Origin of the sequence: Geomonas silvestris (assembly GCF_014193515.1) — a bacterium.
Taxonomy (GTDB): domain Bacteria; phylum Desulfobacterota; class Desulfuromonadia; order Geobacterales; family Geobacteraceae; genus Geomonas; species Geomonas silvestris.
Window position 1 is genome coordinate 79769 of the sequence record NZ_BLXX01000014.1, and the last position, 15064, is coordinate 94832.

14 protein-coding genes are annotated in these 15064 nt (G+C 63.5%); 10 read left to right on the forward strand and 4 right to left on the reverse strand.

Annotated elements, in window-relative coordinates:
* Window positions 1-593 precede the first annotated feature (593 nt).
* From GMST_RS18740 to GMST_RS18750, 3 genes are read left to right on the forward strand one after another with little or no spacing between them, the layout of a single operon-like run.
* A complete protein-coding gene (locus GMST_RS18740) occupies window positions 594-2477 on the forward strand; it encodes a TonB-dependent receptor plug domain-containing protein (protein ID WP_183356235.1) in 1884 nt (627 codons plus the stop codon).
* A complete protein-coding gene (locus tag GMST_RS18745) occupies window positions 2465-3319 on the forward strand; it encodes an ABC transporter substrate-binding protein (protein ID WP_183356236.1) in 855 nt (284 codons plus the stop codon). Before GMST_RS18740 ends, GMST_RS18745 begins: the two co-directional genes overlap by 13 nt.
* Window positions 3319-4908 (forward strand): sensor histidine kinase, encoded by a 1590-nt coding sequence (locus GMST_RS18750; protein ID WP_246399871.1) that lies wholly within the window; start codon window positions 3319-3321, stop codon window positions 4906-4908. The genes GMST_RS18745 and GMST_RS18750 overlap by 1 nt, the downstream gene beginning before the upstream one ends.
* On the opposite strand, the gene GMST_RS18755 is transcribed toward GMST_RS18750, so the two are convergent.
* Both GMST_RS18755 and GMST_RS18760 read right to left on the reverse strand, forming a co-directional pair.
* Window positions 4905-5210: a hypothetical protein gene (locus tag GMST_RS18755; RefSeq protein ID WP_246399873.1), complete on the reverse strand. Its 306-nt coding sequence runs from the start codon at window positions 5208-5210 to the stop codon at window positions 4905-4907. The two genes, GMST_RS18750 and GMST_RS18755, sit on opposite strands and share 4 nt — an antisense overlap.
* A 269-nt stretch (window positions 5211-5479) precedes the next feature.
* Window positions 5480-5674, reverse strand: a complete 195-nt coding sequence (locus tag GMST_RS18760) for a hypothetical protein (RefSeq protein ID WP_183356237.1) — start codon at window positions 5672-5674, stop codon at window positions 5480-5482.
* A 311-nt stretch (window positions 5675-5985) separates the two neighbouring features.
* Between GMST_RS18760 and GMST_RS18765 the strand changes: the two genes are divergently transcribed.
* Window positions 5986-6537: a cysteine hydrolase family protein gene (locus tag GMST_RS18765; protein ID WP_183356238.1), complete on the forward strand. Its 552-nt coding sequence runs from the start codon at window positions 5986-5988 to the stop codon at window positions 6535-6537.
* Between the two features lie 3 nt (window positions 6538-6540).
* On the opposite strand, the gene GMST_RS18770 is transcribed toward GMST_RS18765, so the two are convergent.
* Entirely contained in the window at window positions 6541-9945 is a 3405-nt protein-coding gene (locus tag GMST_RS18770; RefSeq protein ID WP_183356239.1) for a PAS domain S-box protein, read from the reverse strand.
* A gap of 57 nt (window positions 9946-10002) precedes the next feature.
* Complete coding sequence (locus GMST_RS18775; RefSeq protein ID WP_183356240.1) at window positions 10003-10899, reverse strand: transporter substrate-binding domain-containing protein; 897 nt, start codon at window positions 10897-10899, stop codon at window positions 10003-10005.
* A gap of 454 nt (window positions 10900-11353) precedes the next feature.
* On the opposite strand from GMST_RS18775, the gene GMST_RS18780 reads away from it, so the two are divergent.
* The 6 genes from GMST_RS18780 (at window position 11354) to GMST_RS18805 (ending at window position 15016) form a co-directional block, all read left to right on the forward strand.
* Window positions 11354-11521 (forward strand): hypothetical protein, encoded by a 168-nt coding sequence (locus GMST_RS18780; RefSeq protein WP_183356241.1) that lies wholly within the window; start codon window positions 11354-11356, stop codon window positions 11519-11521.
* Complete coding sequence (locus GMST_RS18785; RefSeq protein WP_246399875.1) at window positions 11506-12087, forward strand: M48 metallopeptidase family protein; 582 nt, start codon at window positions 11506-11508, stop codon at window positions 12085-12087. The genes GMST_RS18780 and GMST_RS18785 overlap by 16 nt, the downstream gene beginning before the upstream one ends.
* Before the next feature lie 19 nt (window positions 12088-12106).
* Complete coding sequence (locus tag GMST_RS18790) at window positions 12107-12868, forward strand: SDR family oxidoreductase (protein ID WP_183356243.1); 762 nt, start codon at window positions 12107-12109, stop codon at window positions 12866-12868.
* A 381-nt stretch (window positions 12869-13249) separates the two neighbouring features.
* A complete protein-coding gene (locus tag GMST_RS18795; RefSeq protein ID WP_183356244.1) occupies window positions 13250-14092 on the forward strand; it encodes a DUF302 domain-containing protein in 843 nt (280 codons plus the stop codon).
* A gap of 91 nt (window positions 14093-14183) precedes the next feature.
* Window positions 14184-14669: a ferritin-like domain-containing protein gene (locus GMST_RS18800; protein ID WP_183356245.1), complete on the forward strand. Its 486-nt coding sequence runs from the start codon at window positions 14184-14186 to the stop codon at window positions 14667-14669.
* 5 nt (window positions 14670-14674) lie between these two features.
* Window positions 14675-15016 carry a DUF488 domain-containing protein gene (locus tag GMST_RS18805; RefSeq protein WP_183356282.1) on the forward strand — a complete coding sequence of 114 codons (342 nt, stop codon included), beginning with the start codon at window positions 14675-14677 and terminating at the stop codon, window positions 15014-15016.
* Window positions 15017-15064 lie beyond the last annotated feature (48 nt).

A 15064-nucleotide genomic window follows, 5' to 3' on the forward strand; every position in this document is an offset into this window, starting at 1 on the left:
AGGTGAACAAGAAGACCGCCCAGCAGCACAAGAATTGTTCGGTCTGGTTTCCGACAGCGGTACCTTCCTCGATGATGACAACCTTCTCCTCGTTCATGTCAATTCCTCCTTTTTGCGGATGTAAATCTTGGTGTTCGCAAATTAGCACCACTTAAAATAATTGACAATATAAAAATTTTATTGATGGGTAAAAATTTATCGAAAGGATCTGGGGAGTCGGTTCCCTAGCAATATGCCTGTTGGGAGCGAGTCTTAGCCCTCGGAACCAGATATGGGGGAGAGGCAGCAGTCGAGGACGGGACACGCCCCGCAGATGTGTGGAACGTGCCCCTTACGCCTAGAAGGTGAATAAGAAGACAGCCCAACAGCAGCCCAACGCCTCCATCTGAGTATCAACATCGTTACCTTCTGCGATTACTACCACTGCACCCTTGTCGTTGCTCATGGCTCATTCCTCCTTTGTTAAAAAAAATTTGGACTTCGCAGACACGTTGTGGTAGATTAGCACTCATTTATCTCTTATGCAAGAAAATAATTTGCGTTGGTTTATTAAAAGTACTGCTATGCCAGGTGGCTTTGAAAAAGGGGGTAGCGTGAGGAAGTTCGCAATCAGAGAGTCGAAGATCAATGTAAGAACTACCTCGCTCTCTGTCATGCTGGCGTGCTGGTTGATCCTGATCGCTCTTCCGGCGAGTGCTGAGGATGAGGACCGACGCTCACTGGAACTGTATAACGGCGGCACCAGTGAGCTGGTTTCCGCCAGCCGTTCTCCGCGGCCGGCTTCACAGACCGCCGAAAACATCACCGTCGTTACGGCCCAGGAGATAGAGGCTCTCAACGCTCATACCCTGACCGACATCCTTGCCGTTGTTCCCGGACTCCAGCTCGAGGTCAACCGGACTCCCGGCACCGCCGCCAACGTCGAGGTGCAAGGGGCGAGCTTCAACCACGTCCTGGTGCTGGTCGATAATATCCCCATCAACAACCTCTCCGATAACTACCCCGATATCGGGGCCATTCCGGCCCAGATCGTGGAGCGGGTCGAGATCGTCAAGGGAGCCGCCTCGACCTCCTGGGGAAGTGCCCTGGGCGGCGTCATCAATGTGATCACGAAGGCTGCGCAGCCGGACCGCCCGCTTGGCGGGATGTTGTCGGCCTCGCTGGGGAAAAGGACCACGGCGGACACACGCGCCGAAGCGACCGGGTCCGCGGAAAACTGGGGCTACTACCTAAGCGGTGGCAACCTGCGTTCCGATGGCCTGCTCCCCAACAACCACATCAACCAAAGTAATGTCTACGGCAAGGTCCATTACGATCTCCCCCAGCACGGGGTGCTCGGTCTGTCCACGCTCTTTGTCAACGGCTCCAGCGGTCAATTCGCTTTCGCACCCTACGAGTCGGACCAGTCCGGGCACCAGCTCTACTCGAATCTTTCCCTTTCCCACCCGCTCTCCGATCACCTTACCCTGGACGCCGCCTTGAAGGCGCGGATTGCCAACCAGGAGGTGAACGTCAAGTTGCTTGATGGTCCCCTGCTGCAGACCCACCGCAACGAGGAGTCTTCCCTGGGGGGCAGCGTGAGCGTCATGTGGCTCAACGACCTGCAGAGGGTCGCGGCCGGGGTCGATTACGATCACGCCAAGGCGCACCTAAGCCTCCCCCAGGCGCGCCAGGACCTTTTGAACCGCAGCGCGGACCGCGTCGGGGTCTACCTCAACGACACCTTCACCCTCGGCAATTTCGCCATCACCCCCTCCGCCCGCTACGACCACACCGGTACTGGCGACGACCTCTTCAATCCCAGCCTCGGGGTTACCTACGCCATCACCGAAAACAGCGTGCTCAGAGGCTACACTTCGCGTGGCTACTCGATCACCTCGCTCAACCAAAACGATGCCATCGAGAAGGTCTGGACCTCGCAGATCGGGGTCGAGTCGGGTGATTTCCCCAACCTCTGGCTCAAGGCGACGCTCTTTAGAAATGACACTTGGAACGTAAGCTCCGCTGTCGCGAACCCGGACTACAACCCCAATGTCCCCGGCTCCAGCCCGACCATCACCCTCAAACGCCGAGTCCTGAAGCAGGGTGCCGAATTCGAGGTGCGCACCTTGCCGTTTTGGGATGTCTCCTTTTCGGGCGGCTACACCTTCATCGACGCCCGCGCCGATGATGTGAGCGGGGTCTTGAGAATGGTCCCACGGCATACGGTGAAGGTCGGGATCAAGTACCAGGATGCCAGGAACCTGCGGATTCTTCTGACCGGCGGTTATATCGACTGGAATGGGGACAACGGCAACGGCAAGTACGACGACGTCATCTGGGACCTCCACGTTGCCAAGAAGTTCTCCCTGAGCGCTTCTGCTTCCCTGGAACTGTTCATGTCGGTCCGCAACCTCTTAAACGGCGACTCCTACGTCTCAGAACGCTACAAGAATCCGGGAACCTGGGCCGAAGCGGGGGTCAGATGCAATTTCTGAGGACCCTGGTGGTAGGTCTGTTGCTGCTGCCGCTTCCCGCCCTGGCGTACGACGTCCTGGTACTGCAGTCGCTGCGGGAGAAGAGCTACGAAGAGGCGCTCCGCGGGGTCAGGCGCGAGTGCCCGGCGAGCATGCGCACCGTGGTCCTGTCGGACTACGCCGAGATCGACCTCACCCGCCTGCTGCGCGAGGAGCACCCGCGCCTCATCATCGCGGTCGGGGACCGCGCGCTCGAGTTCGCCGAGCGCCAGCGCTCCATCCCGGTGCTCTTCATGATGGCCCTGCAGGCCAAGGTCCGCACCGGCGCACCGGTTGCCGGGGTCTGGATGCTCCTGGATCCGCAGCGCTACCTCTCCATATTCGATACCCTGGGGACTCGGCGGGTCGCGGTGCTCTACGACCCCCAGCGCACCGGCGCCTACCTCAAGCGCGCCCAGCTTGCCTCCCGGCGCAGCGGCATCGAACTCTACGCGCGCGAGGTCCGCTCGCCCAAGGAAACGGTCGCCGTGCTGGAGTCGCTGCGCGGCAAGGTGGACGCGCTTTGGATGCTTCCCGACCTGACCGCCGTCTCCACCGAGACCACCGAGGCCTACTTCCTGTTCTCCCAGGGCGAGCGCATCCCGGTGGTGACCTTTGCCGATGCCTACCTCGCCATGGGCGGCGCCGTCGCCCTTTCGTTTGACCGCTACGACATCGGCCGCCAACTCGGGGGGATGGCCCAGAGCCTCCTCGAGGGGACTTCCGTCGAGGAGCTGCAGACCCAGTACCCCCGCAAAGTGCTCATGAAGGTCAACGACGGCGTGTTGCGCCGGTTCAGGCTGGCCCTGCCGGGGGGGAGCTGATGCCCCTTAGGTTCCGTATCCCCCACGTCGCCAAGAACTTCCGGTTCCGGATCTACATCACCTTCACCGCGACCATCGCCCTGTTGACCGCGGCCTTTGCCGCGTTCTACGTCATCACCGAGGTGAACGGCTTTCGCGCCACCATGGAGCGCGAGGGGCGGCTTTTGGCGACGGTCCTCGCCCAGAACTCCCGGCTGCCGCTTTTTGCCGAGAACCGCGAGGCGCTCGCCCTCTTGGCCGCCGGCACGGCGCGCTACCCGTCGGTCCTCTACGTCTCCATCAACAACACCGAAGGGCGCCCGCTCACCGAGGTGCACAACCGCAAGGAGACCGCCGGAGGGGCGATCGACATGGTGGTCGAGGTGACCTCGCCGGGGCTGGTGAGCTCCCCGGAGGCGGTGCTTTTGGGGCATGCGCCGGTGGATCAACAGCGGGTGATCGGACAGGTGCACCTGCGCCTGGACACCTCGAGCGCCCGGGAGCGTCTGAAGAAGCTGGTGGCCGCCACCCTCGCCATCGGGACCCTGTTCTGGATCGTCGTCTCGCTTTTGAGCTACCAGATCCTGAAAAGGGTTACTGCCTCCTTCAACATGCTGATGCGCGGCATCGAGGATATCGGCTCGGGAAACCTCTCTGCCCGGGTGAACCTGGACAGCGACGACGAACTCGGCCGTGCGGCCAACGCCATCAACGCCATGGCCGCCTCTCTGGAGCTGCGCGAACTGGAGAACCTTTCCCTGCAGGAAGAACTTCTGAAGGCGATGCGGCTCGAGGTGCAGGAAGAGAAAAAGCGGGTGATGGCGCGGCTCATCCACACGAACAAGATGACCTCCCTCGGGCTTTTGCTCTCCAGCATGGCCCATGAGATCAACAACCCCAACGCCTCGATCCGCTTCTCCGGTCACATCATCGCGAAGATCTGGAACGACGCGCTGCCGCTTTTGGACGGGGTGTGGCGCGAGGAGGGGGCATTTTACCTGGGGGGGCTCCCCTTTCAGCAGGCGCGCGCTGCGTTGCAGGAGAATGCCGACAAGATCGTGGAGAATTCCGAGCGGATCGCCCGGGTGGTCCAGGGGCTCAGGGATTACGGGGTAGGGGACCGCTCCGGCCTGCGTCCCGACCTGCAGGTGAACGCGGCCGTCGAGGCGGCGCTTTCGGTGCTCGCCTGCCAGATGCACAAGGATATCTGGCTCAAGACCTCTTTGAACCGGGAGCTCCCGGTCATCACCGGCAACCAGCACCAGATCGAGCAGGTGCTAATCAACCTGGTCCTGAACGCGATGCAGGCCTTCCCGGAAGGGCGCGGGGTGGTGCTGCTCACCACGAGCTACGACCCCCTAGCGGGTGAGGTGGTCATCGAGGTAGAAGACGACGGGGTGGGGATCAGTGCCGAGAACCGGGAGCGGCTCTTCGAGCCTTTTTACTCCACCAAGCTGGACCGCGGCGGTAGCGGGCTTGGCCTGTACATCTCCCAGTACATCGTGGCTGAGCACGGCGGGCGGCTGGAGCTCGTGCCCCGGCCCGGGGGCGGGACCCTGGCCCGGGTACTGCTCCCCGCCGTGCCGGAAGTGCCGGCGCCGGCAGGCTAGTGGGGCGGCGAGGCCTGCTCCGAACCGAGGATGCTCAGCATGCCGCTGATCCGCTCCATCAGTTCGCTCAGCGCCTCGCCGTCGTATCCTCCGCAGCAGATCCCCTTCATCTGGTGCAGTAAACCCTCGAACACCTCCTCGCCACACGAGCCCGATCTCACCTCGCTGGGGAGCGCGTCGTTGAGCAGCAGGCGCTTCATCTGGATCAGCTGGATCTCCACGCGCAGCTTCTTTATGGTCGGCATCTCGCTCTGTTTGAGCAACTGCAGGCATTGGTTGATGATTCGGTACTGGTTGTCCATGGCGTGGCTTCCTCCGGGGTATTGCTCGCTGGTGCGGCCTTTGACCTTATACCAGAAGCGTACCAAGTAGCCGCATCGTGTTTTCTTGCGAAATATCGGTGGGTTAGCCGCGGGGCTGCGGGGGCGGGGCCTGGCGGGGCTGTGAAATAATTTACAATAGCTTGTCGTTGCGGGTGCAAGTTGGCGGATTAGTGCCGCTTTTCCCGGTTTCGTAAAAAAAGGCACAGGTTTCCTTTTTTTACAGCGGCCTTCCCTGCGTGACCATCCAGTTACCGGGAGTAGCGCCGGGGGTGGGGGGTGGACCGTGCACAGAACGCCAGGTCGTCAGCGGTCCCATCGCCCTTCGGCATCCCCCAGACGGCCAGGGTGGCGGTGTCGGAAAGGCCGTGGGCGGTCGGCTGCTCGCAGCTCGTTTTCCGGGTAATTTCGCAGGTCAGCTCGTCGTAGGAAACCGTGATCCTCATGGTGCTCCTTTTGGTGCGCGGCGCTCGGTGCGTGTTTACTCATCGCACGGGTACTGGTATCGGCTGCGCCGGCGCTTTCCTTACAAAAAACCTTCCTGCTAAATTCCTGAAACGCTCATGTGCGGCTCCGGCCGGCGCCTGGCCGCTCGGCACCTTGGATGCGCCGCAGGCAAGGATGGTGCGCGGCAGACAAGGGGGCAGCGGCTGAGATGGCGGTTGACTTTGCAGGGGAGTACCCTAGAATGGGCACGGCGCCAGGGGGGAGCCCCGATGCGGGTGGGATTTTCCACGAGAGAAAAGCGAGGTGAACCATGAAGAACTGCCTGATCTTGGTAGACATCCAGAACGATTACTTCACCGGTGGCAGGATGGCCCTGGTCGGTATGGAGGAGGCGGCGTCGCGCGCCCAAAGCCTCCTGAAGCGGTTCCGCGCCGCAAACCTGCCGGTGATCCATGTCCAGCACGTAGCCGCCCGCCCCGACGCGACCTTCTTCCTTCCCGAGAACCAGGGCGCCGAGATCCACCCGCTGGTGACGCCGCTTCCGGGGGAACCGGTCCTAGTGAAGCACTTCCCCAACAGCTTCCGGCATACCCCGTTGCTGGAGACCCTCAAGGAACAGGGGACCTACGATCTCACCATCTGCGGCGCCATGAGCCACATGTGCATCGACGCCACGACCAGGGCCGCCTTCGACTTCGGGTTCAACTGCACCGTCGCCGAGGACGCCTGCGCCACCCGCGACCTGGTCTTCAAGGGGAAACCGGTCAAGGCCGCCGAGGTTCATGCCGCCTTCATGGCGGCTCTCTCCGTTCCCTATGCCCAGATCGCCCAGACCCGGGATCTAGTCGAGCGGCTGGGGTGATCCCTAGGCGCTCGGCCTCAGGCCGGCCAGGGTCTCAGCCAGCTCGGAGACCTTGTACGGCTTGCGAACCGCACCGCAGAACCCGAAATCCGTGTAGTCGGAGAGGGCGAGGTCGTTCGAGTAGCCGCTGGAGACCACCAGCCGCGCGGTCGGGTCGTAGGCCAGGATGTGCTGGGCCGCCTCCTTCCCCCCCATCCCCCCCGGGATGGTGAGGTCCATGATCACTGCGAGAAAGGGGGCCCCCTGCTCCCGGGCCTCACGGTACTGCGCTATGGCCTGCGCGCCGTCGGTGCAGGTGGTCACCTGGTATCCCAGGTAGTTGAGGATCTGCGCGGCGAGTACCCGGACCATCTCCTCGTCGTCCATAACCAAAACGCAGCCGCCGGCTGGTTCCCCGCGCACCGCCTCGCGCAGGGGCTCGTGCTCAGGGGCGCGCTCCTCGGTGGCCGGCAGAAACAGGTCGAAGCTGGTACCCACCCCCAGCTCCGAGTTCACCATGATGTGGCCGCCGTGCTTGCGGACGATGGAGAGGGTCGAGGCGAGCCCCAGGCCGTTGCCGCCGGATTTGGTGGTGAAATAGGGGTCGAAGATGTTCTTCAGGTCGGCCTGCCGGATGCCGCAGCCGTCGTCCTGAAACTGCAGCTTCACGTAGGGCCCCGGCGGCAGCGAGAGCCGGTTCCCCGGCTCCAAAAGCACGTTCTCGCCGCTCACCGCCAGGGTGCCGCCGCCGGACATGGCGTGCACCGCGTTGATCACGATGTTGTTGAAGGCCTGGTTCATCTGCCCCGCGTCCGCCTCGATGTGCCTGAGATCCATGGCGAGCGAGATGCGCGCCTGGACGCTGGTGCCGCGCAGCGCGAGCGACACCGATTCGGCCACCAGGTTCCTGAGCGAGACCACCTTTTTGAGCGGCTGCCCCCCCTTGGCGAAGGTGAGCAGCTGGTGCGCGAGCTCCGCCGCCCGCAGCGAGGCCTTCTCAGCCGCCTGCAAGGGGAGGCGCGCCTCGCTCTCTTCCTTTAGGACCATCTGGGCAAAAGAGATGTTGCCCATGATGCCGGTCAGGATGTTGTTGAAGTCGTGCGCGATCCCGCCTGCCAGCACCCCCAAAGACTCCATCTTCTGCACCTTTAGAAGCTCGTTGTGGATGAACTCCTGCTCGGTTATGTCGGTGAGGATCTCCAGGGTCCGCCCCTGGGAGAGCTGGGTGTTCACGATGACGTGGCGCAGGTTCCCGTCGCGGCAGGTCACCAGGGTCTCCAGGGGGGGGACCGTCCCGGTGCTGCGGCGCGCCTCGGCGATGAGCGCCTGCCGGCTCTCCCTCTGGAATCGGCGCTGCTCCGCGTCGGGATAGGCCTTTTCGTACCACTCGTCCACGGTCGCCAACTCGTCCATCCCGTAGCCGAACAGCTCGGCGAACCGGCCGTTCAGGTATTCCACGACCCCCGCCCCGTTGTACCACCAGACCCCCGCCGGCATGTTGTCCATGAGGGTCCTCAGCGTCGCCTCGCTCTCGCGCAACAACTGCTCGGCCCACAGCCGCTCGGTGGAATCCCGGATGCACTCGATCGCCGCGATCACCTCCCCCTGGGAGTCCCTGAGCACCGATGCGGTCGCCGAGAGGAAGGGGGCCCGGCCGTTGCGGCTGGGGAGGCTCCCCGTGTAGGCCTCCCCGAAGGTGGTGTCCGCCTCCCGGTGCAGGACCGCGTACTCCTTGCGGTCCCGGCAGGCAGGGTTCAGGGCGAGGTCGATCAGGATCGGGCGGCGCTCGCCGTAGAAGGGGAGGGCATACTCGAAGTCCCCTTTGCCGATTATTTCGTGGGCCTTCACGCCGGTCATCGCCTCGATGGCGCGGTTCCAGGCGAGCACCCGCCCCTCCTTGTCGATCACCAAGGTGGCGTCCGGGAGGAAGTTGATGATGTCCAAAAGCTGCTGCCCGGATTCCCTGAGGGCGAGGTCCGCCTGCTTGCGGTCGGTGATGTCCTCCAGGCAGCCGGTCCAGACCAGGTCGCCGGGCGCTGCGCCGGGCTGGGGGAGCGAGGTGGCCAGGATCCAGCGGGTCTCGCCGTCGGGCCTCAGGATGCGGAACTCGCGGCTGAAGGGGCCGCAGGCGTCCACCGTGAAGTCGCCGGTGCAGAGGCTTCCGGCCCGGTCCTCGGGGTGGACCAGCTCGACGAAGCGGGCGGTATCGGCGGTAAGCTCCTCGGCGGCGACCCCGGCCAGTTGGTAGATCTTGTCCCCCACGAAGCTGAACCCTTCGCCCCGGTCGCTTTTGCGGTACTCGTAGATCACCACCGGGACCGCCCCCACCATGGCGCGGAAACGGGCCTCGCTCTCGCGCAGGGCCTCCTCGAACTGGCGGCGCTCCTCGATCTCGGAGGCCAGCAGGCGGTTGCGCTCGTCGACCGCCGCCTCGCGCAGGGTGGTTTCCGCAAGGTGCACCTGCAACACGGCGGTGCGGGTGTTCATGCGCTGCAGATAGAACATGCCGAACAGGATGAAGAGGGCGATGCCGCCGGTGGTGTAGAGCATGCGGCGCGGGGCGCGGGCGTCGAACATCTCGGCCCCGGGGACCACGGTGATGAGGGAGAGTGCCGTCCCCTGCACCGGCACCAGTATGGCGTGCCCGAGGGAGGCGGTCTCACCCGGCGCTGGCGGGAGGCGGTAGGGGACCAGCGGCCGGATGTCCGGTGGGAGGGAGAGCTCCCGGGGGCCCAAAAGGGTGCGCAGGCGGGCCGGGAGGTTCAGGTAATCCTGCCCGAAGACCAGGGCCACCGGGAAGCGCGAGGTCTCAGCCGATGCCTCGATGAAGTACTGGTAGACCTGTGCGGCAGAAATCCACCCCACGACCTCCCCGGCGTAGCGACCCTTGAAGCTCACCGGCTCCGAGAGGACCAGCTTCGCCTCCCCCCCCTTGAGTTCCAGGGTCATCCGGGAGGTCGGTTTCGCGGAGCCGAGGTAGCGCTGCCAGGAACCTTGGGTGGCGCCGCTGCGGTGCGCGGTGTCGGCGAGGAGTGCGCCGGACTCCTCGACGAAGACGATCCGTTCGAAGATGGGCGAGCCCCCCAGGCGCTTGGAACTGCGCTTTTTCAGAAACAGCTCGTCGATCATGATCTGGCTGGCCCGCAACCCGTATTCCAGGGACATCCCCAGGGCCTGGTTCTCGAAGTACGCCGAGACCTCGCGGGATTCGCCCAGTTCGTGAAGCCCGTCTTTCTGCTCCCCGAAGAAGTAGCTCAGCGCCGTGGCGCGCCGGGAGGTGTCCGAGGTCAGCTGCTTGAGGGCGGCGTCCTGGACGGCGAGCTGGGTCCGGTACTGGGCCAGTACCAGGTAGCCTATGTAGCCGACCAGGGCGAGGCCGATAAGCGTCGCCAGTACCCTGCTTGTCTGACTGAGGATCTTGAACACCATGAAGGGTCAACCTTTGGTTCCGGCGCGACCGTCTGGTGCGGGCGCCGCGTCCGGGGGCTACTTGCCCCTGAAGAAGTCAGGGAAGAACGCCGAGGCGCTCGGGTAGTAGCGCTTGACGATCCTCGCGTAGCTCCCGTCGCGCTGGGCCTGCTTCAGGAAGCTGTTGAAGGCGTCGCGCAGTAGCGGGGAGCTCTTGGGAAAGGCGACCGCCATCTCCTGCTTGTGCGATACCGGACCGAGGATCTTGATCTTCCCCGGCCATTTGTTCAGCGCCACCAGGGCGTCCGGGACGTCCAGGATGGTCATCTGTGCCTCGCCGGCGATCACCGCGGGGGCCAGTTCGTTGAGGCTGCCGTTGTAGCAGATCACCTTGGCGCCGGTCGCCTCCAGGTTGTAGAGATCCGGGTCGAGGCAGGTCTTCTTGAGGGCCAGCACCTCCCGGTTCTTCATGAGCTGTTTGGTGTGCGCGATGTCCTTGTCGATGTTGCCGGAGGGCTTGATCGGCTTCACCTTGGCGTCCACCCGCGCCACGAGCCAGATCTGGCTGGGGAAGGTCGGGTCGGAGAACAGGACCACCTTCTGGCGCCAGGGGAGCACCGTGAAGCCGTTGGCGACCAGGTCTCCCTTTACCGGGGTCTCTTCGAGGAGGGCGACCTCGTCCCCCTGGGTCTGGACCTTTTTCCCGATCAGGTCCTGGACCACGGTCCCCCAGTCCGTCTTCACGTACTCGTAGCGCACCCCGAGGTGCTTGGCGAAAAGCCGCATCAGTTCGACGTCCATCCCGTCGCCGGCGCCGGTGACGAAGTTTGCGTAGGGAATCCCCAGGTGGCGCAGGACGCCGCTTTTACGTACCTGGGGGAGGTCGCCGCTGAATGCCTGGCCGGAAAGGGAGAGGAAAACGCTGGCTGCTATGATAGCTAGGCCCAGCTTGCGTCTCAGAAAAGGTGTTGCCATGTTGAAGACCTCGGGGGAGATAGGGTGCCTGCCTGCTCTGTTCGGCATTTCCTGCAGAAGGTTCAGACAAAAAACGGCTGCGGCCTGCCGGTTGTACCTCAGCCTGATTGGTTGGATCTAACAGCTGTTGCCTGTCACGGGCATTCTCCCACGTTTAGGGCGTACTTCCGGTACAACATCGGGAGATCACCCAGAGCGTGCCGGAAAGTACTGACAGTGGTTGCTGCCGGGAGTATCGATTCAAGTTTTGGTCTGCAATTGTGTAGCTAACTTAGTTTATTGTCCAGTCTTCTTTGTCTTAGTGCGCATATTTTGAATCACTAAGACGGGTTTTTTTCTCGGTCGGTTGCGTCAGGTTTGCCGCAGAGTGGATAGCCCTTAAGGCTGAGAGGATTTTGATTTATCTTGGAGTCAGGATGGGGTAAGGTAGCATGCTTCGAGGGAGGTGTCGCACGTGTTTGAGCAGCAGTACGATGAGGAGATGAGCGCCGAGATCAGGCGTCTTGAGGCGAGCGCGCGGGCGGCGCGTGCCGGGCACCCCGAATGGGAGAACGCCTGTGTCGCGTGTGGCTGTCGTCTGGCGGGAACCGAGGAACGCTGCGCCCCGTGCGGCGGGAACTGACCGTGCACCAGGACGCGGGGCGCCCCGCCGACCCCCTTAAGTACCTTGCCGGCTACCCCGACAGGATCCTGCACGAGGTCGGCCTGCTCATTGCCGAGGGGCGTCTGGGGCAGCTGCTCACCCGGCGTTACTCGGCGGCGCACGCGATCCGCACCGATCGCGCCCTCTACGATTACGCCGTCCGGCTCAAAAACGACTACCTGCGCAGCTGCGGGCCGGTCAGCAGGGTGCTCTACGACAGCCGGATCACCCTCGAGCGCCAGGCGCTCGGGTTGCACCGCTACCAAAGCCTGGTCCAGGGCTCCAGGCTCAAGACCAAAAACGAGATCCGCATCGCCTCGCTTTTCAAGACCGCGCCCCTCGAGTTTCTCCGTATGATCGTGGTCCACGAGCTGGCCCACTTCAAGGAGCGCGACCACAACAAGGCCTTCTACCAACTCTGCGAGCACATGGAACCCGACTACCACCAGCTCGAGTTCGACCTGCGGCTCTATCTGACCCTGCTGGACCGGGGGGAAACGCTGTACGGCACGGCTCCCGCGGGGGCCGCAGCCTTGTCCGACTGACAACCTACAAGGAGGAACCATGGAGAAAACTGTCGTCATCACCGGTGCCACATCCGGTTTCGGAGCGGCCTGCGCCCGTGCCTTCGCGAACCTCGGCTGCCGGCTCGTCCTGACCGGGCGGCGCAGCGAATTGCTGGAGCAGGCCAAAAAGGAGCTCTCGGCGCTCTGCCCCGTACATACGATCACCCTCGACGTCCGCGACCGCCAGGCCGTTGAGGCGGCCTTCGCAGCACTCCCCCCGGAATTCGCCGAGGTCGACCTTTTGGTGAACAACGCCGGGCTCGCCCTCGGGCTCGAGCCTGCGCAGCGCGCCTCGCTGGACGACTGGGACACCATGGTGGACACCAACGTAAAGGGGGTCATGTACTGCACGAGGGCCCTTTTGCCCGGGATGGTGACGCGCAACCGGGGCCAGGTGGTGAACATCGGGTCGGTGGCCGGCAGCTGGCCCTATCCGGGCGGCAACGTTTACGGGGCGACCAAGGCCTTCGTGGAACAGTTCTCGCGCAACCTGCGCGCCGACCTCTTGGGGACCGCGGTGCGGGTTACCAACATCGCCCCCGGCATGGCCGAGACCGAGTTTTCCAAGGTCCGCTTCAAAGGTGACGAGGAGCGGGCCCACCAGGTCTACCTGGGGACCGAGGCGCTGCTTCCCGAGGACATCGCCGAGATCGTGGTCTGGGTCTCCACGCTTCCCACCCGGGTCAACATCAACACCCTCGAGGTGATGTCCGTGAACCAGTCCTGGGGCCCCTTCGCGGTGCACCGCATCCAATCCTAACCCGTTGCTGCTCGCCGGGCCCCCTTTTTCGGGGGCCCGGCACACAAGCCTCCGGCAGCGCCGCCCGAGGCGCTCCCGCCCCCGTCTCCTCCACCTCCGGAGCAGGCGGCCCTCGCCCCTTTCCGCCTGACCTGTCCTCCCCGTAATTAATGAACCGATTTACGGTTCCGGTTTCCCGCGCCTCGGGCCGCGCCTTTTTTCCAGCAGAATCAGCTATTGCCAGGGTGGCCCCTCCTGTAGCAAAATGTGCATGTCTACATGAAAAAATAAGCAGTGTGCGTTGCTCCTGTATGACTATCGGGTAAAGTTATGGTTGGGCCGGGAGGTTTCAGGCCGTTTCCGCGACCCGGTGCGTCCGGGTCTCAGTGTAAGGAGCCCATCATGCCGAAGATTTCCTATAGCTGTTCCGTCGCCGCCGCCCTCGATACGGTGTGGAAACTTATGATCGAGAAGGTGGAGCAACCCCAAAGCTACCTCCCGGGGGTGATCCATTCCCGCATCCTGCAACACTACGGTAACGGGGTGCTGCGCGAGGTGAAGCGCGACGGGATGCTGATCAAGGAGAAGGTGGTGATCGACCGGACCCATGGCGAGATCCACTATTTCCTCCTGGAACATCCCGGTTTCAGCGGCCGGGTGGTGAACCGCGTGGTCGCCTCGGCCGCCCAGAACCCGGCAGCCCCGCAGCTTTTGACCATCGAGCTCGACTGGACCCCCAAGGACGAGGAGGCCGAACGCCAGCTCGCAAACGAGCTCCCCGCACAGGTGCAAAGAGAGGTGCTGATGCTCAAGGAACGGGCCGAGTCCCTGGAACAGGAAGATTCCGAGCCGATCACCACCCCCTATGCCTTCGGGATGACGGTGGCGCTCCCCTTCGCCGACGCGGTACGCCGGGTCCAGGAGGAGTTGCAGAAAGAGGGTTTCGGCATCATCTCGCAGATCGACATCACCCAGAAGTTCCGCGAGAAGCTGCACAAGGAGTTTCGCAACTACCTCATCCTCGGGGCCTGCAACCCGGGGCTCTCCTACCAGGCCTTCGGGATCGAGCTCAACATAGGGACCCTGCTCCCCTGCAACGTGGCCATCTACGCCGTCTCCGACTCGCGCACGGTCGTGATGGCCATGGACCCCGTCGCCGCGCTCTCCCTGGTCGGCAACCCGCAACTCACCGAACTCGCCCATGCCGTGCAGCAGAGCATGAAGCGGGCGGTCTCCGCCTTGTAGCGGCTCCGCGGGGGAGCGCGCTTTGCCGCGTCATTTCCCAAACTGCAGCGCATCGGGTGGTACCGCGTGCCCGGGTAGAAAGGGGGTGGATATGGACGTCATCGATCAGGCACTGCAACTGGAGGCCGACGGCAGGGACTACTACGAGCGCCTGGCAGCCGAAACCGACTCTCGCGAGCTTAAGACCCTCTTCACGCTCCTGGCCCAGGCCGAGCAGACGCACTACGATGCGCTCAAGGAGCGCCGGGTCGAGCTTTTGACGGGGAAGGAAAGTGTGGCCGAGCAGGCCCGGAACATCTTCCAGACCTTGCTGGCCCAGCGGGAGCTGGACCGCGAGCTGGCAGCCCCTCCCGATCACGACGCCTACCGGTTGGCGATCCGCGCCGAGGAGGAGTCCATCGCCTACTACAACCGGGCGGCCGAAGAGCAAGGCTCGCCCGAAGTGAGGGAGCTGCTGCTCAACCTGGCCGCCGAGGAAAAGCTGCATCTCAACATCATCGAGAATATCTGCGAATTCGTCGAATCACCCGAGTACTTTCTCGAGTGGTGCGAATTCGGCAACCTGAAGGAGCTCTGAGCGTGATGATCGGTATCAAGCGGATCTACGACCCGGCCGAGGAGGCCGACGGCAGGCGCATCCTGGTGGACCGGCTCTGGCCCCGCGGTCTCTCCAAGGACAAGGCACACATCGACGACTGGCTCAAGGAGATAGCCCCCAGCGACGAACTGCGCCACTTCTTCGGCCACGACCCGCAGCGCTGGCCCGAGTTCAGGGAGCGCTACCGCCAGGAGCTTACGGCCCACCGTGAGGAACTCGACAGGCTGCGGGAGTTGGCTGCCGGGGGGCGGGTCACCCTGGTCTACGCCGCACGGGACATCGAGCACAACAACGCCGTAGTGCTCAAAGAACTGTTGCTGGAATAATCCCCGCTTTCTCCCCTTCCGGGTGTGCGAGCTGCGCCTGGCATCTGG